The following is a 21,339-nucleotide window of genomic DNA, read 5'->3' as shown; positions in this document are numbered from 1 at the left end:
ATGCCGCCGCCCCGAGGTTTTTCTTGATCCGACGGTTTGCCGTTCGCAGAGTTGATGAACGGGTGGGAGGCAAACCGCGAGGGCAGGACATGCCTTATGATCAGCAACCGTGCCGTGAACCCCTGGTTCTGCTGCCGGGCATGATGTGCGACGGCCGGATATTTTACGCTCAGGTCAGGACGTTTTCCGGCAGCATGCCAGTGATGGTGCTGCCGCTGGCCGGCGGGGACACTGTGGAAAAGATCGCTGCCCGGATGCTGAGCCATCTGCCGCCGCGCTTTGCCCTGGCGGGGTTTTCGATGGGCGGTATTCTGGCAATGGAACTGCTGCGCCGGGCGCCGGAACGGATCAGCCGGTTGTGCATCATTGGCGCCAGCCCGCTGGCCGAAACGCCGGATCAGGCCGCCAGCCGGGAGCCGCAGATCGTTGCGGCCCGCGCCGGACGGCTGGAGGATGTTCTGCGCGAAACACTGCCGGCAGAAGCGCTTGCCCCGGGCCCCCTGCGGCTGGAAGTGCACAAACTGTTTTGCCGGATGGGCATGGAGCTGGGACCGGAATTGTATGTGGCGCAGGCACGTGCGCTGCAGCGGCGGCCGGACCAGCAGGCCGCGATGCGGCGGGTGCATGTGCCGGCGCTGGTTCTGGGCGGTGAGCATGACACGATTGTGCCGCCGGCCAAGCTGGATTTGCTGGCACAGCTGATCCCGGAGGCACGGCTGGAAATCCTGCCGGATGCCGGGCACTTCCCGGTGCTGGAGCAGCCGGACGCCGTGAACCGGGCGCTGTTGAACTGGCTGGCAGAGCCGGTTTCGGAACCCGCGCCTGATACTTCGCCAGCGCTCTGTGCTCAGGGGTAGAGTTTTGCGCGTTCTGCCTTGCTGATCAGCTGAGGCTCTGCCACCGGTTTGCCGGTCTCCGCATCAAAGAACGGCGTATCCTTCCATCGGCCTGACAGCCGCGCAGTAATCATCCGGCTGAGGATGCCCCAGGCCATGGCGCCTCCACCCTTGGTGCGGGCTTGCTTGCCGGGCGCAGGGATGAAGGCCCTGGCGCGGATCTTGCCCAAGTCGGCTTTGTCCTGAAACAAGTCAGAGCGCATGCCCGCAAAGGGCAGTCCGGGTTTGGCCAGAGTATTGGCAAAGGGTGTGCCGCAGCAGGATGCATACCAGCGCAACGGCCCGCGGGGGCCTAGGCGGAGCGCCTTCAGATGCTCCGCACCTTGCGTGATGGAGATTGTATCAGGGGCAAGCTGAAAAAGATCGACAGGATCGGGGGCCGGATCGGGTTGGCCGTGGTACAGCTCATTGGCGCGGCAGTCTGCGCAATAGCAGACAACCCGGGTGCCGGTCTTGATGCCTTGCGCTGCGACTTCACCGCGCAAGGCCCCGCAATTGCAGGAAAACGCCAGCCCGTCTGCCATGCGGTCAGGCCGCGGTGTTCTTGTTGGCGGGTTTGCGGGCCGGCTTCTTGCGGCTGTTGGCGTTCATGAAGTCGATCACCAGCGGGCGGATATTGTTGCGCCAGCTGCGGCCTGCAAAGATGCCGTAATGGCCGGCACCCGGTTCCACATGGCTCGCCTTTTTTTCTTCTGGCAAGCCGGTGCAGAGATCCAGAGCGGCGATGCACTGGCCAGGGGCGGAGATGTCGTCCTTGGCGCCTTCGACGGTTTTCACTGCCACATCGGTGATCTTGGAGAAATCGATCTTATGGCCGTTCACGACGAACTCGTTGCGGGCAATCTCTCGGTTCTTGAAGATGCGTTCGACGGTGGACAGGTAGAACTCCGCCGTCATGTCCATCACTGCCAGGTACTCGTCATAGAAGCGGTTGTGGGCGTCGTGGTCGGAGGCTTCGCCGCGGGACACACGCTGGATCTGGTCCATGAAGGCCTTGGAATGCCTTTCGCCGTTCATCGACATGAAGGACGCGAGCTGCAAGAGGCCCGGGTAGACCTTGCGGCCCACGCCGGGGTATTTGAAGCCGACGCGCTGGATCATGGTTTCCTCGAGCTGGCCCATGGTGACGCGGCGCCCGAAATCGGTCACTTCGGTCGGGGTTGCGTCCGGGTCCACCGGGCCGCCGATCAGCGTCAGCGACGACGGTTGCGCCTTGGGATCCTGCTCTGCCAGATAAGCGGTGGCGGCCAGGGTCAGCGGCACCGGCTGGCAGACGGCAACCACATGGATGTCGGGGCCCAGCTCGCGCATGAAGTCGACGAGATAGAGCGTGTAGTCCTCAACGTCGAATTTCCCTGCGGAAACAGGGATGTCGCGGGCGTTGTGCCAGTCAGTCACATAGACTTCACAGTTTCTGATCAGACTTTGCACGGTAGAGCGGAGGAGGGTGGCGTAATGGCCGGACATCGGGGCAACCAGCAGCACCTTGCGCGGCTGTTCCTCGCGTCCGCTGACCTTGAAATGGATGAGGTCGCCGAAGGGGCGCTCCAGTACATTGGAGATTTCAACGACATGGTCCTTGCCGTCTTCGCAGGTGAAGGAAGGGATGCCCCAATCGGGTTTCACCACCATGCGCTGATAAGTACGTTCCGTCACTTCGCCCCAGGCGGCCATCCAGCTGAGGGCAGGGTTTGGCAAGGCGGAAAAGACCGGGTAAGATGCCATGGAGAGGGCGGTGGCGCCCAACCATTGGTTGGTGTTCCGGACGGTCTCCATCAGGTCGTAGGTCATCATGTATCGCATGCGCGTCTCCTTCGGGCTTTGCCCCAGCGTCATCGGACCAATAAATCCGACACATCGGACCAATCGCCGCTTTGCCCTGAAAAATGCAGAACAGTATTCTGCATAGCAGAAAGCCTATGAGGGATTCATTTATATGACAACTAGTGACGAACTATCCGCAGCGGCCAATTCTGAAAGCATTGAAAAGCTGAAGGAAAACATGAGCCGTGTGGAAGAGCTGAGCAAGCGCCTGGCCGATGTCATGTCCCGGAAGGTGCCGCACAACCCGGCTTTGGACGGTCCGAATCAAGAGCTTTATGCACGCGCAGCAACCGCCTATTGGGCGGAAGCGATGCAAAACCCTGCCAAGATCCTTGAGCAGCAGGTCGAGTACTGGAGCAAGTCTGTGCTGAATTTCGCCGAAGCGCAGAAGGCCCTGGCTGGAAAACTGGAAAATACGGACAACGGCGGCCCCAAGGACCGCCGTTTCTCGAATCCGTTGTGGGAAAGCAGTCCTTACTTCAATTTCGTGAAGCAACAGTACATGACCAACGCCGATGCGATCCGCAACGCGGTGCAAGACGCTGGGGATCTGGACCGCAAGGACAAGCAGCGGCTGTCCTACTTTGCCGATCAGATCATAGAGATGATGGCGCCGACCAATTTCCTGCCTACCAACCCGGATGCGCTGGAGAAGGCGGTGGAGACCGAAGGCCAGTCTTTGATCGACGGTCTGGAGAATCTGGTCACCGATCTGGAGGCCAACAACGGCGAGCTGGTGGTTCGGCTGGCAGATGAGAGCGCCTTTGAGCTGGGCAGCAATATCGCCACAACACCGGGAGACGTGGTCTACCGCAACCGGATGATGGAGCTGATCCAGTACAAGCCTGCAACAGAGACCGTGCATGAAACACCGATCGTGCTGTTCCCGCCGTGGATCAACAAGTTCTACATCCTCGACCTCAAGGCGCAGAACAGCCTGATCAAATGGGTGACCGAGCAGGGCTATACGCTGTTTGTTGTGTCCTGGGTTAATGCGGATGCCAGCCACGCGGATGTCGGGATGGAGGACTACATCCAGGAAGGCTTCCTGACTGCGATCGAGACCGCCAAGGAGATCTGCAAGGTCAAGCAAGTGAATGCGGTGGGCTATTGCATCGCGGGCACCACGCTGAGCCTGACCCTGTCGCTGCTGAAACAGCGCGGCGACAAGTCGGTGAAATCGGCGACCTTCTTTACCACCCTCACCGATTTCGGCGATCAAGGCGAGTTCACGCCGTTCCTGCAGAATGATTTCGTCGACGGTATTGAGGCCCAGGTGGAAGAGGAGGGGCTGCTGCGGTCTTGGGTGATTGCGCGCACCATGTCGTTCCTGCGCTCCAAGGATCTGATCTATGGTCCCGCGGTCAAAAGCTACATGATGGGTGAAACGCCGCCTGCTTTCGATCTTCTCTACTGGAACGGTGATGGCGCCAATCTTCCGGGCCGGATGGCGGTTCAGTATCTGCGGGGCCTTTGCCAGAACAACGAGTTTGTCGGCGAGGGGTTCGAGTTGATGGGCCACAAGCTGCATATCAAGGACGTGGATGTGCCGCTGATGGCGATCACCTGCGAAACCGACCATATCGCCCGCTGGAAGGACTGCTATGCCGGCGTGCAGCAGATGGGGTCGCGCAGCAAGAGCTTCATCGTGTCGGAGTCCGGCCATATCGCCGGCATCGTCAATCCGCCTAGCAAGAAGAAGTATGGCCATTACACGAACGAAGACTTGAAGGGCGACCAGGAGGCCTGGATGGCGGGGGCCGAGTTCCACGAGGGGTCATGGTGGCCGCGCTGGAACAACTGGCTGAAGAAACGTTCCGGCAAGCAGGTTCCCGCCCGCGAGGTGGGGGATTCGGGGTATCCCTCTTTGATGCCGGCCCCGGGATCCTATGTGAAGGTGAAGGCGAACCGTTGATTTTGCGGGTGCAGTAAATTTTTTTCTGCACTGCAGCAAAAACATCTTGAAATGCTGCAGTGCGGCACGCATATTCCCCCCATGCTAAGAGCGCAGGATGGTCCTGCTGCAGCTTTCTGAGGAATTAGAACTATGGCAAAGACCCAAGACTTCACCGCGATGATGAAAGACTTCATGGGCGCCTTCCCGGTCGACACCAAAGCGATGGAAGACGCATTCAAGAACACCGCAGCTCTGAACGAGAAGCTGTCCGCTGTTGCACTGGACGCAGCCGGCAAATCCGCCGAGATCTCCAGCAAGTGGACCAAAGAAACCATCGCCAAGCTGGGCGACGTTTCCAAAGTCAAGGCAGAGCCGGCCGATTACGCCAAAGCCGCCACCGACTTCGCTTCCGCTTCCGCTGAAGTGGCTGCCGAGAACATGGCTGCATTTGCCGAGATCGCCAAGAAAGTCCAGATGGACACCGTTGAGCTGCTGATGGCTGCTGGCAAAGACGCAACCGAAGAAGCAACCGCTGCCGTGAAAAAGGCCACCGAAGAGGTGACCACCGCAGCGAAGAAAGCTTCGGCAGCAGCCAAGTAAGAACGACCACGATCCGGCCCTCGCTCTCCTCCCTGAGGGTGCCGGACCGTGAAGAAGGGCAGGCCGCAAGGCCTGTCCTTTTGCATTTCAGGGATCACTCAGACTTCATCTCTCACTCGGGCAGCCCGGCACGGCGCAGCCCGTCGCAGTAATGGTCCAGATCTTCCGTTCTGGCAAAGGGCAGTGTCTCGCGAATGCGGCTGACGGAGAAACCGGGCTCCAGCTGCAGGATATTGATGCATTCCTGAGCCGCAGATTCCTTGTCGCCCAGCTGGCCGTAGCAGGCCGCCAGGTGGCGGCGTGGTGCCGGGAAGCCCGGAAACAGCCCGACGGCCTTGTGGACTTCTGAGATGCCGGGCTCATATTCCCGGCACATGTACAGCGCCAGTCCCTTGAACCAATGGAAATAGGTTGGATGGAACGGGTTGCTTGCGGTGGCCTCCTCAAGCTCGGCAAGCGCTTTTTCCGGCTTGCCCTCATAGACCATGGCGAGGCCGCGAAAGGCCATGGCGTCGGTATCATTCGGGTTAAGCGCCAGAGCGCGCTGGAAATGATCTTCCGCCAGGGAAAATTCGCCCTTGAACAGGTGCATGACGGCCAGGCGGCGCTGCACCACGCTGTCCAGGGGGTCAATCCGGGCGGCGCGGCGCAACAGCGGGAAGGCCCGGTCCAGGGTTTCGGCAGGCGACTTGCCCCAGCCGCTCATCCATTCCACCAGATAAGTCAGCGCGAGGCCGGAACAGGCCGCGGCATTGCCGGGGTCGGCGCCGCTGGCCTGCTGGTACAGGCCGCGGCACTGCAGCAGCGCGTCGCGGGTATCCAGGATCAGCGCCTTTGCCTTCAGCACAAGATCCCTGGCGGTCATTGGGGTTTCGTTTGCCGCAAGCGCGGCCGATTTCCGTTTTGCGGTGGCTTGCAGCTGTCCTGCCAGCGTCTGCGTGATCTGCCGGGTCAGGGCATCCTGCTGAGCAATACCGGTGCCGGCCTCCAGATGGTATTGTTCGCTCAGCAGCGTCGTGCCACTGATCCCATCCGCCAGTGAGACCGCCACTCTCAGTTTCCCAGGCAACTGCCGTACCATGCCTTCGGCAAGGTAACGCACTCCCAGCTCGACTGCAGCGAGAGAGGTCTCAGTGGCTCTGCTGGCATAGCGCAGCACTGTTGTCCGGGAGATTACGCGCAGTTCGCGAAAGCGGGAGAGGCCGATTGTGATGTCTTCAGTGAGCGATTCCGCTAGGGAGACTGAGCCGTCCGCAGCGGCGGGCTTGGTGTCAAACGGCAGCACCGCGACCGATATTTCATAGGCTGGGCCTTCTGGCTCCAGTTGCGGCATGGTGTTTTCAGCAATACGGAAGATCCGCACGGGATCGGAGATGTTGCGGATAACCTGAAGGCCCAGGTCATCAAAGGCTGCATTGATCCGCCCGCGGACCTGCTCCTGCACGGTGCCGGAGACACAGATTTCACCGGGCCCGGCAAGGCTTTCGAGCCTTGCTGCGATGTTGACGCAGTTGCCAAACAGATCGTCTCCGGATGAGATCACATTCCCAGAGTGGATCCCCATGCGCAGTGCCAGACGCATGTGGCCAAGGCTGGCGGCCCGGCCTGTAGCTTTTCGGGCTATCAGCAAGGCGGCTTTCACAGCCTGAAGGGAGGAGGGGAATTCCAGCAGGAACCCGTCCCCCAGTGTTTTGACAAGCTGGCCTGAATACTGACGCGCTGCGGGCACGATGATCTCGTCCGCCAGTTTGCGCACGGCCGCAACGGCCTTGGTTTCCCCGGTTTCCACCATCGCGGAAAACCCGGCCACGTCAGCGATCAGAATGGCAGCTTGTCTCTGTCTGTCCCCTTGGTCAGCCATATTCCCTGCCACCACAGACTCAAAGACCTGATGACTATTATATCATATTGAGAGTCTTTTCGAAAATTTAGATGCAAAAAATATGATACTTTGTTCAAGGGGTTCTGCACGGGTTTTAAAACTGCGCATCACGGAAGCTGCCGAATTGCGGTCGCCAGCCGGTTAGATTGCGCAGCTTGCCGGAGCCCATCTGCTGGTCCAGCGTGGGGCCTTCGGCCCAGTCGCCGTATTTGATCAGCACATGTTTCAGGCTGCGCACCACGTAGCCGCCGTCATGGCTGCGGCGGCGGGCGATCTCGCGGGTGATCTCAGCCACCGGCACGCCATCCTGGGCGCTGGCGTTGAAGTGGCCGGTGAGGTTCGTGTCTTCCAGCAGCAGCCGGTAGGCACGGGCCAGATCCTCGCGCTGGATCAGCGGCCAGCGGGTGGAGATGCTACCCCAGATCTCGAACGGTTTGGCTTCGCTGGCAGCCTCCAAATAGCGGGAGAAGGCGCCGCCGTCTTCGTGATAGACCAATGCCGGGTGGATCACCGCCGCCGAGACGCCCCGGGCGTCCAGCACCGTGCGGGCGTTCTGTAGCATCCAGGCAAACGGCTTGATCGGCCGCATCGGGCTGGTCTCATCGGCAACGCGGCTGCCAGTGGCGCCATAGAGCCAGCATCCGCCGGTGTAGATCATCCGCAGCGGCTGCGGGCGCAGGGCGGCTTGCCGCAGGATTGCGTTGATGGCTGCGGTATCGGCCTCAGCCATGTCATCTTCAAAAGTTGCGGCCAGCTGGATCAGGCCATCCGTAAGGGCCGCTTCGCGCACCCAGGCGCCGGGACTGCGCAGATCGCCCCGCAGGGGGCGGGCACCCAGGGTCTCCAGTTTCCGGTCCGAGACCTCGGACCGGCTGAGGCCGGTGACAGTGTGGCCGTGGCGGACCAATTCCCGTGTGACGGCAGTGCCGATGGAACCGGTGCTGCCAAGGATCAGGATGTTCATAGCTGTGTGCTCCCGCTCAAAAACCTGTTGCGGGGGTACTGGTAAAAGCTCAAGCCCGGTTCAGGTCAAGCGGCTTTTGATGCAGATGCTGCAAGGGTGTACAGAACAATTGTTGCGGAAAACACGCCAAGGCTTCCCTTTTGTTCTGCGCTGGCATAGGCTTCGCTGCAATGCGTCATGACCGGGGAGGGAACACATGGCAGATCAGGACAAACCCTTGCTGATCAAACGGTATGCGAGCCGGCGGCTCTATAACACCGAGACCAGCGATTATGTTACGCTGGAAGATATCGCGGGGTTCATCCGGGAAGGCCGCGAGGTGCAGATCGTCGACCTGAAGACCGGCGACGACCTGACCCGTCAGTACCTGCTGCAGATCATTGCGGAGCATGAGAGCCGCGGTGAGAACGTGCTGCCTGTCAATGTGCTGAACGATCTGGTGCGCAGCTACATGGTGCCGGGCGGCGGGGTGATGCCGCAGTTCCTGCAGACGTCATTTGACATGCTGCGCGAAAGCCAGTCGAAGATGATGGAAAACATGAATGCAATGAATCCGATGGCACAGATGCCGGGGTTCGAAGCGATGAAGGCGCAGCAGGAGGCATTCCTGAAGGCGATGACCGGCGGTTTCGGTGCTGCGGGCTGGACTGGCGGTGCTGAGGAAGAAAAATCCGACAGCAGTGGCGAAGATCTGGATGACATCAAGAAACAGCTGGCAGCGCTGCAGGAAAAACTGTCGAAGATGAAATGACGCGCAGCGCCCGGCGCTGAGATCCAAAGTTTCAGACAAGCCCCTGTCCGGTTCGGCGGGGGCTTTTTGATGCGCGGTTACTTACGGGTGCGGATCAGGAGCCTGCCTCTACCTTCAGCACATTGTGCAGGCGGTGATAGGGGGCGTTCTTCACGATCTTGTCCAGATCTTTTGCCGCTGGCTGCGGACGCGCACGCATGAAAAGATAGGCACTGGCGCCAAAAGACAGGGCGCAGGCGCCGATGATCGTGCTGACGATGACAGTCTCAAGTCCCATGGCTTCAAACATGCGTTTCTCCGGTTGCACTGCCAATATAGGGGAAGAAAGCTGAAAATTCCATATCACTTCCCCTCCTTCTTCAGTTTGCCTGCTTCCAGCACATGGCGGGCCAGCGAGTCGGCGCTGTCCCGGTCTTGCGCGCGGCGTCGCATCTTTCCCCGCCCGCCGATGCGGGAGGCGGTTGCGAAAACAAAGCCCGAAAATGACAGCAGTGTGAGGCCGAAGGCCAGCCCGCCGGTCACTGTGCCGGCAATTGCTGCACCAAAGCTTGCAAGCAGTGCGCCGGCGGCCAGACGCTGCGCCCACTGGCCGATTACCTGATCGGCGTCACGGGCCTGGGCCTCAGCTTCCGCCGCCTCAGAGGCATAGGCAGTCAGCAAGTCTGCAACAGCCAGACCGCAGTCCGGATCGTTGGCGGTTCGGATGGCCGCCAGCAGTGCGGCGCGTTCCGCGCGGTCGGACACAACTGCGGTGATGATCTGGCGCAGCTCCCCCCCGGGGACGGCATCCCCCATGCTCAAGGAGTTTGCCATGGCCACCAGCGCGGTGGCCGGGCGCCGTTTGAATTTCAATGGGCCTTTCATGAGCGGCACCGTGGAGGGCACAAGCCTGGATTGCAATCGCGAAAAAGCCCCGGCACGTGTGCCGGGGCGGGAACTCGCTAAAGCACTCTCGTTCTCAGGCGGCAGCTTTGCCCGCGGTCTCTTCTGCGGCCGCCAGCAGGATATCAGCAATCACGTCCAGCTCCGCCCGGGTCAGACGGACGGGCAGGCGCACGTCACAGGCTTTCATCAGCATGGCACGGGTCTGCGGCAGATCGGGCTGGTCGCCCAGAAACTGCCAGTTCCAGAAGGCGCGGGCGTTGTCGCTGGACAGGCCGAAGACCTGCACCTTGACGCCCTTTGCTTCCGCCGCGGCGGCGAAGGCGCGGGTCTGCGCCTCGGTGAGGCCGGTCAGGTTGAACTGGATCGAATCCGGTGCGCGGCGTTCCGGCCCAAGCGGTGCGGGCACGTCGAAGAAGGAGGAGGTGTTCAGCCGCTCCGCAACATAATCGTGGTTGGCCAGCCCGTCGCGCACCCGGCGCGCCAGTTCCGGCAGCTGCGGGCGGATCACAGCGGCGGAAAGGTTGCTCATCCGCAGGTTATAAAGCGGCAGCTGGTTCTGCCACTTGCCAAAGGCCTGTTCCAGGTCCGGGGTGTTTTCGCCGTGCGGGCCTTTGTGTTTTTTCCAGTTATGTTCATAAGCGCCGGACATGATCACGGCGCGGGCAATCAGGTCGGCGTCGTCGGTGATCAGGATGCCGCCTTCGCCGGCGTTGACCATCTTGTAGGACTGGAAGGAGAAGCAGCCGACCATGCCGATGGTGCCGATGTTCTTGCCGTTCCAGGTGGTGCCAAGCGAATGGGCCGCGTCCTCGACCACCGGGATGCCGCGGGCATCGCACAGCGCCATAATCGCATCCATGTCGGAGGTATGGCCGCGCATATGGCTGATGATCACCGCCTGCACGCTGTCCAGCTTGGCCTCGAAATCAGCCATGTCGATACGGTAGTTGTCCGCCACCTCGCACAGCACCGGCACACAATCGGCATGCACGACGGAGGAAGGCACAGCGGCAAAAGTAAAGGCCGGGATTAGCACGCGGGCGTCCCGCGGCAGGCCAAGCGCCTTCAGCGACAGGAACAGAGCCGCCGAACAGGAAGACACCGCCAGTGCATATTTGCTGCCCAGAAGCTCTGCATATTCCTGTTCCAGCAACGTGACCGGCGCATTCTCCGACGCGGTGTAGCGGAACAGGTCGCCCGATTGCATCAGGGCGTCGATGGCGTCGCGGGCGGCTGCGGGAATGGGTTCAGCGTCATGAACGTTGGGCGGCAGAGCCATATTTCAATATCCTGAATTGTTGTTTCAGGAAATGTAAAACTGGAATGTGGAGATTCCAAGGCCGGATACGAAGGAAACTCCAGCATCCGGCGAAATTTCACAGAATTGTTGCGGAGTTGCGCGGAATCCGGCTCAGGCCACTACTTAGACACCCAGACGGTCGCGCATGGCAAACCAGGTCATCGCCAGCACCAGCAGTGGCGAGCGCATCCGCGGCCCGCCGGGGAAGCGCGGGGCGGGGACGCGGGCCAGGGTATCAAACCCCTCGGCCTGGCCCTGAATGACCTGCGCCATCAGCTGGCCCGCATGGGTGGCAGTGCCGACACCGTGGCCGGAGTAGCCGGAGGCGGTCAGCACGTTGGGTGCCAGCCGAGCCAGGTACGGCATCCGCTTCATGGTGATGCCCAGCGTTCCGCCCCAGGCATAGTCGATCTTCACATCCTTCAGATGCGGGAAGATCTCGGCCATAGGCTTGCGCACGGTAGCCTGGATGTCGGAGGGGAAGCGGTAGCCATAGCTCTCGCCGCCGCCGAACAGCAGCCGCTTGTCATGGCTGAGGCGGAAGTAGTTGACCACAAACTTGGTGTCGGCGACGGCCACGTCACGGGTCAGCACCCGGGCGGCGTCATCGCCCAGCGGTTCAGTGGCCACCACGAAATTGTTGATCGGCATCACCCGCGCGGCGACCTGGCCGTTTAGCCCGCCGAGGTAGCCATTGCAGGCCAGGATCAGGTGATCCGCTGTCACAGTGCCGCCCGCGGTGCGGATGCGCAGCTGGCTGCCTTCCTGGACATCCAGAACCTCGCTGCCCTCGTGGATGACGGTCCCGGCAGCGGCGGCTGCGCGGGCAAGGCCAAGCACATAGGCGAGCGGGTGAAGATGGCCCGCGCCCATGTCGAGGGAGCCACCGGCGTAGGCAGGCGAGGGGCAGAGCGCCTGCATCGCGTCCCGGTCCAGCAGCTCGATCTGATCATAAGCGTAGCGGGTTTGCAGATGTTCGGCATAGGCGTGTTCGTGCGCGGTCTCGCCCTTGGAGAAACAGGCATGCGCGACGCCAGGCTTCAGATGGCAGTCGATGCCGTGGCGGGCCACCAGATCCTTGACCAGGTCCTTGGCATCTTCGGCCAGTTCCCACAGCTTGCGGGCATCATCCAAACCGACCAGCTTTTCCAGCCCGTCCTGTTCCATCCTCTGGCCGCTGCCCAGCTGGCCGCCGTTGCGGCCCGATGCGCCAAAACCGACCCGCTGCGCTTCCAGCAGCACAACGGACATCCCGGCCTCCGCCAGATGCAGCGCAGCAGACAGGCCCGTATAGCCGCCGCCGACGATGCACACGTCCGCCTTTGCATCGCCATCCAGCGCCGGAAATAGCTCCAGCGGCGCGGCGGTGGCCGCATACCAGCTGTCAGGATATTCACCCTTGCGGTCATTGGAATAGAGCAGGTTCATCGCCATCCCGCACCTCACCTGTTGGCGGCAATTCCCGGAAGGGATCCCGCTGTTCTTCTTTGCCCAAATTCTCAATTGCACAGGCGCTGCACCGGGGCGCAGCGCCTGCGGAGTCAGACGTTCATCAGCAGATGCTCGCGCTCCCAGGGGGAGATCACCTGCAGGAACTCCTCATACTCCGCGCGCTTCACGATGGAGTAGACGCGGGCGAAGTCCGGCCCCAACACCTCGTGCAGCTCCGTGGCCTCGTCGAACAGATCCAGCGCCTGGCCCATCACCTGCGGGATATCGCCTTCGCCCTCATAGGCGTCGCCCTTGAACTGCTTGCGCGGGCGTTCTTCGTTGACCAGGCCGAGATAGCCGCAGGCCAGCGACAGGGCGATGCCCAGATACGGGTTGCAGTCCATGCCGGCGATGCGGTTTTCCACCCGCCGGGCCTCGGGACCGGACAGCGGCACGCGGATGCCGGTGGTGCGGTTGTCGCGCGCCCATTCCAGATTGATCGGCGCGGCGTGATCCTTCACGTAGCGGCGGTAGGAGTTCACATAGGGTGCCATCACCGCGAGCCCGGCGGGCAGGTGGTTCTGCAAACCTGCGATGAAGTTGTAGAACGCATCCGTCTCGCCGCCCTGCGGGCCGGAGAAGATGTTCTGCCCGGTCTCCATATCAAGGATCGAATGGTGGATGTGCATGGCAGAGCCGGGCTCATCCTCGATCGGCTTGGCCATGAAAGTGGCAAAGCAGTCATGCCGAAGCGCCGCCTCGCGGATCAGACGTTTGAAATAGAACACTTCATCCGCCAGCTTGACCGGGTCGCCGTGCAGCAGGTTGATCTCCAGCTGACCTGCGCCGCCTTCCTGCGTGATGCCGTCGATCTCGAACCCCTGCGCCTCGGCAAAGTCATAAATGTCGTCGATGACAGGTCCGAATTCGTCCACTGCGGTCATCGAATAGGCCTGCCGCGCCGCCGCCGGGCGGCCGGAGCGGCCCATCATCGGTTCGATTTCCTTGGCCGGGTCGATGTTGCGGGCAACCAGAAAGAACTCCATCTCCGGCGCCACAACCGGCTTCCAGCCCTTGTCATGGTACAGCTGCACCACGCGCTTCAGCACGTTGCGCGGAGAAAAGGGGATCGGCTTGTCATCGCGGTCGTAGGCATCGTGGATCACTTGCAGCGTCCAGTCGCCAGTCCAGGGGGCAGCTGTTGCAGTGGACATGTCCGGTTTCAGGGTCATGTCCTTTTCGATCCAGCCGTCGTCATCCGCGGCATCCGCCCAGTCCCCGGTTATGGTCTGGTAGAAGATGCTGTCGGGCAGATGAAAATAGTCGGTCTTTGCGAATTTCGATGCCGGTACCGCCTTGCCTCGGGCGATACCGGGAAGGTCCGAGATAACGCATTCGACTTCGTCGAGACGACGCCCCTCCAGATAGGCTTGTGCTGCTTCGGGAAGGGTGTCGAGCCAGGCTGACATCAGGTCCTCTCTTTCCGGTAAAACTCTGCGAGGAAGGTTGCGATATCTTGGTTGTCCACGGGGGCGTCCAGCTCAGCGGCTGCACGGTCCAGCAGGTCGTCGGGCACTACGCCGCGGCCGCGTTTTTCGATCAGGCCGCCGACGAAGGCATTGGGGAATTCCGGATGGGGCTGCCAGGAGATGATGTGGTCGCCATAGGCGAGGATGCCATTGCGGCAGAAATCATTGCCGCCCAGCACCCGCGCGCCCTCGGGCAGATCCACCACCTGGTCCTGATGCCAGGCGTTGAGGGTGAGGTCCTTGCCGTCGACCTTATAGGTGACACGGCCCACGGCCCAGCCGCCCTCGAACTTTTCGACCTTGCCGCCGAGTGCCTGGGCGATGATCTGATGGCCGAAGCAGATGCCGGCCAGCGGCTGCTTGCGGGTGTGGATGGCACGGATCAGATCCTCCAGCGGCGGGATCCAGGCATGGTCCTCGTAGGCGCCGTGCTTGGAGCCGGTGATCAGCCAGGCGTCGGCGTCCTGAGGCCCGTCAGGCAGGATGCCGTCCACCACCGCCCAAGTCTGAAACTCAAAGCCGTTGCCGTCCAGCATGTCGCGGAACATGGCGTCGTAGTCCCCGAAACTGCCGAACAGGTCTTCGGGGGAGTGGCCGGTTTGCAGGATGCCGATTTTCATAAGTCACCAAATTTGATCAAATTGAGCCTAGCCGAGGATGCAGGGGCGGGCAAGAGCCTTGCCGGACGCCGCGGGCAAAGCGGGTTTATACCGCTTCCAGCCAGGACAGCCAATGGCTCTCCCTTGGGCGTTCCGCAAAGCCCTTGAGCTCCTGCCGCTTGGTCATCACCAGGTTGCGGATGGCGAGTTCCGGCAGAATGCGGGCAATCAGCGGGTCGGTGTCGAACCAGTTGATTGCGGTCTCCCAGTCGGCGGCCAGCTGCGGCAGCCCCTCGATCTCGTAGATGTTGCCCTCGGACGGTGCAGGCGGCTGCATCTTGTCCTCGATCCCGGCCAAAGCTGCACCCAGCACTGTGGCCAGCATCAGGTAGGGGTTGATGTCACCGCCTGCGACCCGGTGTTCGATCCGGCGCGCCTTGGGGCTGCCGCCGGGGATACGGATGGCGGCGGTGCGGTTTTCATAGGCCCAGGCGGCGCTGACGGGTGCATGTGCGCCCGGCACCAGCCGGTCATAGGAATTGCCGTGCGGTGCAAAGATCAGCGAGCTGGCGGGCATCGCCGCCAGGCAGCCCGCGACGGCATGCATCAGTTGGTCAGACCCCTTATCGCTGCCGTCGTTAAAGATGTTGTTGCCGTCCTGATCTTCGACCGAGAAATGCACATGCATGCCGTTGCCGGCCTCTTCGGCATAGGGCTTGGCCATGAAGGTCGCGGCAAAACCGTGTTTGCGCGCAAGCCCTTTTACAAGCGCTTTAAACAGCCAGGCATCATCCGCCGCCCGCATGGCTTCCTGGTGGAGGAGGTTGATTTCGAACTGGCCAAGGCCGGCCTCTGAGATGGCGTCCTGGGCGGGAATGCCCATTGCCTCGGCACCTTCGTAGAGGTCAGAGAAGAACTCGTCAAAGGCGTCCAGTTCGGCAATCGACAGCACCGATTGCTGATCCAGTTCACGGCCAGTCAACGGGTCAATCGGCGGTGCCGGGCGGGCGCCGCTGTCGTCCAGCAGGCTGAACTCCATCTCAGTGGCGGCAACAACGGTCCAGCCGTGCGCGGTATAGCGTGAGAGCACATCTGCCAGCACATGGCGGGGGTCGCCTAGGAAGGGGGAGCCATCCTCCCAGTACATCGCCATCGGCACCAGCGCAGAGGCGGTCTTGAGCCAGGGCATCGGCACCGGGCCGCGTTCTGTGGGCAGCATTACGCCATCTGCATCGCCGGTTTCAAACACCAGCGGGCTGTCTTCCACGTCGCGGCCCCAAAGGTCGACATTGAGGGCAGAAACCGGCATCCGGGCACCGCCGCTCTCAAGCTTGCCGGCCTGGCTCGCGGGCAGCCGCTTGCCGCGCATCTGGCCGTTCATGTCACAGGCGGCAATGCGGATTGTCTTCAGTCCGGGCAGGTCCATTTGGGGCTCCATAAGTGCGTTGCGCCAACCCTAGCCTAAGGAAATCCATTCGCCAAGATAATTTGATCAAAAGATTGATGCGGCAGCGGAAGGGCGTGTTGCAGCGGTTGCTGCCCGGCTGCTTGATGCTCAGCAAATTTGCCTGCATCCAAAGAAAATGGCTCCCGAAGGAGCCATTCTGCTTTTAGCGGATCAGGCTTATCCTCAGCCTGGGCTTAGCGCGCCGTTCCTGCGGCAGATGCCGGTTCAGCCGCCGGTTCACAAAGCCGAACAGGCTGATAATTACCAGCGTCAGCAGGATGAAGTAGAAGGCCAGGATCGGGTAGGGGACAAAGGGGTTGAAGGTCTTGTCGGCGAAATAGCTGGCGTAATAGAGTGCGTCGCCTTGCTGCCGCCAGGCCGGGAAGCCGGAGAAGAACACCAGTGTGGTGGCGTGGAACAGGAAGATCGCCTCGTTGGTATAGGCCGGCCAGGCCAGCCGCAGCATGGTCGGGAAAGTGATGCGGCGGAAGCGGTTCCAGCCGGTCATGCCATAGGCATCGGCGGCCTCGATATCGCCCTTGGGGATCGACAGGAGGGCGCCGTAGAAGATCTCGCCCGAGTAAGCCGCGGTATTGCAGAACAGCACGACCAGCGCGCCGAGCCAGGCTGAAGTGAACGGGTCAAAGAAGCCCGAGACGCCCTTGAGGCTAAGGAAACAGGCGTAGGCAAAGAAGAACTGAATGAACAGCGGGCTGCCGCGGAACACGAAGATGAACCACTCCGCGGGCTTGCGGAAGAGCGGGTTGGGGCTGAATTTGCCAACCGCCAGCGCCACCGCCAGGAAGAAGCCGGTCATCAGCGCCAGCGCGCCGAAATAGACATTCCAGATCAGGCCGGAGCCGATCAGGGTGAAATGCTCGCACAGGGTGTACTCGCCGCGCGGCAGCAGCCGTTCGCCAAATCCCAGGGAGCGGAAGGCATAGGCCTGGATCGTTTCAACGCAACTCATGCCGCTGCCTTTCTTTGTGCTTCACCTGCTGCTGTGGCTTGGCCCTTGGTCAGGCGGGTCATGATGCGGTCCAGAACAACTTCGGACACTTTGGTGAAGCAGAGGTAGAACACCAGCAGAGCGGCAAAGTACCAGACGTGCCAATTCGGGTGCGGGTAGTCGGTGAAGCGCGCGGTCTTGGTGCCGCCCAGTTCCCGCGCCCAATAGACGATGTCTTCAACCCCCAGCAGGAACAGAAGCGGTGTGGACTTGATCAGTACCATCCACAGGTTTGACAGGCCGGGCAGGGCATAGACCCACATCTGCGGCACCAGGATGCGCCAGAACGCCTGGCGGTGTGTCATGCCATAGGCCTCAGCCGTTTCGATCTGGGCGCGCGGCACGGCGCGCATTGCGCCGTAAAGGACGTTGGCGGCAAAAGCGCCAAAGACGATGGAGAAGGTCAGGACAGCCAGGAAAAAGCCATAGGTTTCATGCACCCACTGCGGCGAGGTGGAGAGCGGCAGCTTGGCCGCGTCGCAAACGACAAAGTCGATGCCCTGGCGGATCGGCTGGTCCCAGTCCGGGCATTTCACCTTATGACGCATCCATTCGAACGCCTGATCGAGTGCGATGACGAAGAACAGGAAGAAGGCAATGTCTGGCACGCCGCGCACGATGCTGGTGTAGCCCTTGCCGAACCAGCGCAGCGGCAGGAATTTGGAGCGGGCGGCGCTGGCCGCGCCGAAACCGAACAGCAGTGCAACCGGCGCGGTGATCGCCAGCAGGGTCAGCACCACGAAGACCGAGATGTAGAGGTTCACATGCTTGCCGGTGGTTAGATAGCAGCTGAGCCAGCTCAGCCCCTCAAGCGTGGATGGGTCCGTGCAATAGGAAAACATATGTACCCTGTCTTTCTGTGCTCACGCCCGGGGCAGAAGGTACCGGAAGTGAATGAATGAGGCCCGCGCGCTGCGGCTCGCGGGCCTGCAAGATCCCGAAACAGGATCAGATTACCACTGGGAGGACACTTCCCACTTGGCGATCAGTTCATTGAGCGAACCGTCATCTTTCATCGACTGGATTGCCGCGTCGAACTTGCCGCGCAGGTCTGCATCCGACTCGCGGAAGCCCATGCCAACGCCGCCGCCCAGGGATTCGGATTTCTCCAGCATCACCAGATCGTCACCGAGAACGGTGTCGAGGAAGCTCTTGTCGGCCAGAACCGCGTCAGCTTCGCCGTTGCGCACGGCTGCGACGGTTTCTTCCGGGGTGGCGAATTCGACCAGGGTCCAGCCCTGTTCAGCGATGAAGGCCGCCTGAATGGTGGTGGCCTGGGCTGCGATCACGCCGCCTGCCAGGTCGACGTCAGCCGACTGCGCCACATATGCGGACGGATCCGGCGGCGTGTAGGGCTGGGTGAAGTCGATGACTTCGTCGCGCTCGTCGGTGATCGACATGCCGGCGATGATGGTGTCGTAGTTGCCGGAAACCAGGTTCGGAATGATCGAATCCCAGTCGTTCTTGACCCACTCGCAGGTCAATTCGGCGCGCTTGCACAGCTCATCGCCCAGCTCGCGCTCAAAGCCGTCGATCTCGCCGGCGTCATTGACGAAGTTCCACGGCGCATAGGCGCCCTCAGTGCCCAGGCGTACGGTGTCCGCCAGGCCCATGCCCGCGGTCAGCGCCAGGGCGGCGGTGCCAAGGATCAGTGATTTCATAAAGTTACTCCCATTTTTGGTTGGTTTTTGATTTGGTTGTTATTGCTCGTGGCGGGTCGATGACAAGAACGCCCGCAGCCGCTCAGAGCGGGTGCCGCCAAAGACGTCATCCGGCGTGCCCTCTTCCTCGATCAGGCCCTGGTGCAGGAACACAACATGGCTGGACACATCAGCCGCCATTTTCATGTCGTGGGTCACGATCAGCATGGTACGGCCCTCGGCGGCCAGATCCTTGATCACCTTGACCACTTCCTGCTCCAGCTCAGGGTCCAGCGCCGAAGTGGGCTCGTCGAACAGCAGCGCCTCCGGTTCCATGCACAGGCCCCGGGCAATCGCCGCGCGCTGCTGCTGGCCGCCGGACAGCTGCGCCGGGTAGACGTCGCATTTATCACCGATGCCGACCTTCGCCAGATAGTGGCGGGCCTTTTCCTCGACCTCAGCCTTGTCGCGGCCCAGCACTGTGACCGGGGCCTCCATCACGTTTTGCAGAATGGTCATATGGGCCCACAGGTTGAACTGCTGGAACACCATCGACAGGTTGGTTCGGATGCGCAGCACCTGCTTGGCGTCAGCGGGGCGGCGCGCCAGCCCCTGACCGGACCAGGTGATTGGCTCGCCCTTAAACAGGATTTCCCCCTGCTGGCTGTCCTCCAGCAGGTTGCAGCAGCGCAGCAAAGTGGACTTGCCAGACCCCGAAGATCCGATCAGCGACACCACGTCGCCCTTTTTGGCGGTGATGTCGACGCCTTTGATCACTTCCAGCTCGCCATAGGATTTATGCAGGCCGCGGATTTGCAGAACGGGCGTTGTATCGGTCAAGGTGTCGTTGTCCCTGTGCGTGGAAATTCGTTCTTATTGGACCGAAAAAAAGACCGAATGCAACGTTCAAACCGCACAAGCTGGCACCTCAGGTGTCAAAATGGCGGGTCCGGCGGCCCATTTCGGAAGGGGCGCTACGTCAACTCTGCTGCGCGGATGCGCTGTTCGGTCAGCGCCGGGCCGGGGGGCGTCGGCACCGCCAAATAGTCGCTGGGAGTAAACCGCACCAGACCGTTCAGGTGCAAACACGCCTTGGTGTCCGCATCCAATTCCTGGATAGCGGCCTCTATCGCGGTGAATAGCTCACCCGTGTCCCGGCCAAGGGCGGTGATAAAAGGCAGGGTGGGCGTGGGCGCTGTTCGCTCAATCTCACAAAGGCCCGCCGCAAAATCATCATATTCGCGGATCAACTCCCAGGACAGGGCATCAAGCGCGGCAAAGTCGGCGCGGCCTTCGGCAACAGCCTCGGCAGACCGCCGGTGGCCGCCGGTTTCAACCAGCGAGCCGGGCAGGATGCTGCGGTCGTGCAGATGCACCATCGGCGCGGCCCAGCCTGATTGCGACAGGGATTCGTTGTAGGCAAACCGGCGACCGCCAAAGGCGGCGATCGGCTGGCTTGCGTCCTCCTGACGGGCCACAAAGACGCTGTTGTAATAGCCAGGCTCGCAGCCTGGCAGGCCGTAGTCCGGGGTGCCCACAAGCTCCACTTCGCCGTACAGCCGGGTGCGGTAGGGGCAGCCGCAGGTTTGCGACAGCAGCAGGTCCGGGGATTTCCACACCCGCCAGAAATCTGCATCACGGGTCAGCTGGTCCGGGCCGCTGCCCAGATGCTTACGGATCCCGGCCCAGAACCTGTCGTTGGCCACAGCGGTTTCCGGGCGGTCATACATGCCAAGATGGGCAATCATTTCGCGGCCTCCGCCCGTTTGCGCGCCAAGGCGCTGTCCACATCGGAGACACCCAGCAGGCTGGCGGACAGCCGCAGCAGCGCGTCCTCGTTTTCATCCCTGTGGCCGTCGGCCAGGGCCACTTGCCACAGCGCCTCAATGACGCCGGTGCGGTCCTCATAAGCCACCGCGTCCTTGATGGCGCGGGTGAAGCGGACAGTGTCAGGCGCCTCAGCCTCCATGGCCTCCGCCTGTTCGCGCAGGATCAGCGCGCCGCCGGTGTCCAGTCCGTAGCGGGTGGTCAGAATACGGTCGATGCGGTCCTTCTCCACCTCGGAATAATTGTGGTCAGAGCGGGCAATCCGCACCAGCAGTGCCGTCAGGGCCAGTTTTGCGCCTTCGTCGTCCAGCTGTGCAGGCGCAGGCTCCAGCAGCCGGTTCAGCAATTCCTTGAACATCAGCTGTCCTCCGCTGTGGGGCTGAATTTCGCCACCGCGCGGGCGCGGGCTTTTTCGCTGTCGGCATAGGACAGTCCCATCGCCTTGCGGGCGTCTTCGATGATGGTGATTTCGCCCTCATGCTCATTGCCGTCAGCCAATACGACCTCCCACAGCGCATCCAGTGCCGCCAGCCGTTCCTCAAGCCCGGTTGTCTCGCGGATCAGCCGGCCGAAAGTGTCTGTTTCGGGCGCAGCGGCGTGCAGTTTCTCGCAGGTGGCGCGGACCTTGGCGGCTTCGATCGCGTTGTGCTGATAGAGCCGCGCCAGAATGCGGTCGATCAGGCTTATTTCCTCCAGCTTGTAGTCCCGGTCAGACTGCGCCACCCGAACCAGAAGCGCCCCCAGCGCCAGTTCTGCGTCCGGATCAGGCAGGGCAGGCGGTTCAGAGGGGCGGAACGCTTGAAAAAGCTTCTTGAGCATAGGCATCGGCAGACCTCAGGCAGAGCGGCAGGGAAAACG

22 protein-coding genes are annotated in these 21,339 nt (G+C 61.7%); 4 read left to right on the top strand and 18 right to left on the bottom strand.

Features of this window, described 5'->3' with window-relative positions:
* Positions 1 to 89 precede the first annotated feature (89 nt).
* The gene (locus tag N6L27_RS22105) at positions 90 to 857 is read left to right on the top strand and encodes an alpha/beta fold hydrolase (RefSeq protein WP_271909590.1); all 768 of its coding nucleotides are present in this window, start codon (positions 90 to 92) and stop codon (positions 855 to 857) included.
* Here N6L27_RS22105 and N6L27_RS22100 read toward each other — a convergent pair.
* Complete coding sequence (locus tag N6L27_RS22100) at positions 848 to 1,420, bottom strand: DUF6151 family protein (protein ID WP_271909589.1); 573 nt, start codon at positions 1,418 to 1,420, stop codon at positions 848 to 850. The genes N6L27_RS22105 and N6L27_RS22100 overlap by 10 nt on opposite strands.
* A 4-nt stretch (positions 1,421 to 1,424) precedes the next feature.
* Complete coding sequence (gene phaZ / locus N6L27_RS22095; RefSeq protein WP_271909588.1) at positions 1,425 to 2,699, bottom strand: polyhydroxyalkanoate depolymerase; 1,275 nt, start codon at positions 2,697 to 2,699, stop codon at positions 1,425 to 1,427.
* A gap of 133 nt (positions 2,700 to 2,832) precedes the next feature.
* Between phaZ and N6L27_RS22090 the strand changes: the two genes are divergently transcribed.
* On the top strand, positions 2,833 to 4,635 hold the full coding sequence (locus tag N6L27_RS22090) for a PHA/PHB synthase family protein (protein WP_271909587.1): 1,803 nt from the start codon (positions 2,833 to 2,835) through the stop codon (positions 4,633 to 4,635).
* Between the two features lie 132 nt (positions 4,636 to 4,767).
* Positions 4,768 to 5,217, top strand: a complete 450-nt coding sequence (locus tag N6L27_RS22085) for a phasin family protein (protein ID WP_039186303.1) — start codon at positions 4,768 to 4,770, stop codon at positions 5,215 to 5,217.
* Between the two features lie 112 nt (positions 5,218 to 5,329).
* Here N6L27_RS22085 and N6L27_RS22080 read toward each other — a convergent pair whose 3' ends face one another.
* Both N6L27_RS22080 and N6L27_RS22075 read right to left on the bottom strand, forming a co-directional pair.
* Positions 5,330 to 7,078 (bottom strand): adenylate/guanylate cyclase domain-containing protein, encoded by a 1,749-nt coding sequence (locus N6L27_RS22080; protein WP_271909586.1) that lies wholly within the window; start codon positions 7,076 to 7,078, stop codon positions 5,330 to 5,332.
* A 115-nt stretch (positions 7,079 to 7,193) separates the two neighbouring features.
* Entirely contained in the window at positions 7,194 to 8,063 is an 870-nt protein-coding gene (locus tag N6L27_RS22075) for an NAD-dependent epimerase/dehydratase family protein (protein WP_271909585.1), read from the bottom strand.
* Between the two features lie 196 nt (positions 8,064 to 8,259).
* Here N6L27_RS22075 and phaR point away from each other — a divergent pair, with 196 nt between their 5' ends.
* Positions 8,260 to 8,814, top strand: coding sequence for a polyhydroxyalkanoate synthesis repressor PhaR (gene phaR, locus N6L27_RS22070; RefSeq protein WP_271909584.1), 555 nt, complete (start codon positions 8,260 to 8,262; stop codon positions 8,812 to 8,814).
* Positions 8,815 to 8,908: 94 nt separating this feature from the next.
* Here the strand turns inward: phaR and N6L27_RS22065 are convergent, their stop codons facing one another.
* The 14 genes from N6L27_RS22065 to N6L27_RS22000 form a co-directional block, all read right to left on the bottom strand.
* A complete protein-coding gene (locus N6L27_RS22065; RefSeq protein ID WP_065266616.1) occupies positions 8,909 to 9,103 on the bottom strand; it encodes a hypothetical protein in 195 nt (64 codons plus the stop codon).
* A 53-nt stretch (positions 9,104 to 9,156) separates the two neighbouring features.
* Positions 9,157 to 9,678, bottom strand: a complete 522-nt coding sequence (locus N6L27_RS22060) for a hypothetical protein (protein WP_271909583.1) — start codon at positions 9,676 to 9,678, stop codon at positions 9,157 to 9,159.
* A gap of 94 nt (positions 9,679 to 9,772) precedes the next feature.
* Positions 9,773 to 10,978: a DegT/DnrJ/EryC1/StrS family aminotransferase gene (locus N6L27_RS22055; RefSeq protein ID WP_271909582.1), complete on the bottom strand. Its 1,206-nt coding sequence runs from the start codon at positions 10,976 to 10,978 to the stop codon at positions 9,773 to 9,775.
* A 144-nt stretch (positions 10,979 to 11,122) separates the two neighbouring features.
* Positions 11,123 to 12,433, bottom strand: a complete 1,311-nt coding sequence (locus N6L27_RS22050; RefSeq protein ID WP_271909581.1) for an NAD(P)/FAD-dependent oxidoreductase — start codon at positions 12,431 to 12,433, stop codon at positions 11,123 to 11,125.
* Positions 12,434 to 12,540: 107 nt separating this feature from the next.
* Positions 12,541 to 13,899 carry a glutamine synthetase family protein gene (locus N6L27_RS22045; RefSeq protein ID WP_271909580.1) on the bottom strand — a complete coding sequence of 453 codons (1,359 nt, stop codon included), beginning with the start codon at positions 13,897 to 13,899 and terminating at the stop codon, positions 12,541 to 12,543.
* Positions 13,899 to 14,579: a type 1 glutamine amidotransferase gene (locus tag N6L27_RS22040; RefSeq protein ID WP_271909579.1), complete on the bottom strand. Its 681-nt coding sequence runs from the start codon at positions 14,577 to 14,579 to the stop codon at positions 13,899 to 13,901. The genes N6L27_RS22045 and N6L27_RS22040 overlap by 1 nt, the downstream gene beginning before the upstream one ends.
* Positions 14,580 to 14,664: 85 nt before the next feature.
* Positions 14,665 to 15,984 (bottom strand): glutamine synthetase family protein, encoded by a 1,320-nt coding sequence (locus N6L27_RS22035; protein WP_271909578.1) that lies wholly within the window; start codon positions 15,982 to 15,984, stop codon positions 14,665 to 14,667.
* Positions 15,985 to 16,168: 184 nt separating this feature from the next.
* A complete protein-coding gene (locus N6L27_RS22030) occupies positions 16,169 to 16,975 on the bottom strand; it encodes an ABC transporter permease (protein ID WP_271909577.1) in 807 nt (268 codons plus the stop codon).
* The gene (locus tag N6L27_RS22025; RefSeq protein WP_039186322.1) at positions 16,972 to 17,856 is read right to left on the bottom strand and encodes an ABC transporter permease; all 885 of its coding nucleotides are present in this window, start codon (positions 17,854 to 17,856) and stop codon (positions 16,972 to 16,974) included. The genes N6L27_RS22030 and N6L27_RS22025 overlap by 4 nt, the downstream gene beginning before the upstream one ends.
* Positions 17,857 to 17,967: 111 nt before the next feature.
* Positions 17,968 to 18,675: a transporter substrate-binding domain-containing protein gene (locus N6L27_RS22020; protein WP_271909576.1), complete on the bottom strand. Its 708-nt coding sequence runs from the start codon at positions 18,673 to 18,675 to the stop codon at positions 17,968 to 17,970.
* Positions 18,676 to 18,714: 39 nt separating this feature from the next.
* Complete coding sequence (locus N6L27_RS22015; protein ID WP_271909575.1) at positions 18,715 to 19,494, bottom strand: ABC transporter ATP-binding protein; 780 nt, start codon at positions 19,492 to 19,494, stop codon at positions 18,715 to 18,717.
* Between the two features lie 134 nt (positions 19,495 to 19,628).
* The gene (locus N6L27_RS22010; protein WP_271909574.1) at positions 19,629 to 20,402 is read right to left on the bottom strand and encodes a phosphate/phosphite/phosphonate ABC transporter substrate-binding protein; all 774 of its coding nucleotides are present in this window, start codon (positions 20,400 to 20,402) and stop codon (positions 19,629 to 19,631) included.
* A complete protein-coding gene (locus N6L27_RS22005) occupies positions 20,399 to 20,839 on the bottom strand; it encodes a tellurite resistance TerB family protein (protein WP_271909573.1) in 441 nt (146 codons plus the stop codon). Before N6L27_RS22005 ends, N6L27_RS22010 begins: the two co-directional genes overlap by 4 nt.
* Positions 20,839 to 21,300 (bottom strand): tellurite resistance TerB family protein, encoded by a 462-nt coding sequence (locus N6L27_RS22000; protein ID WP_271909572.1) that lies wholly within the window; start codon positions 21,298 to 21,300, stop codon positions 20,839 to 20,841. Before N6L27_RS22000 ends, N6L27_RS22005 begins: the two co-directional genes overlap by 1 nt.
* Between the last annotated feature and the right edge of the window lie 39 nt (positions 21,301 to 21,339).

The organism is Leisingera sp. SS27 (assembly GCF_028368855.1).
Taxonomy (GTDB): Bacteria; Pseudomonadota; Alphaproteobacteria; order Rhodobacterales; family Rhodobacteraceae; genus Leisingera.
The sequence above is the reverse complement of the archived record's forward strand: the minus strand, read 5'-3'. Positions and strand labels throughout refer to the sequence as shown.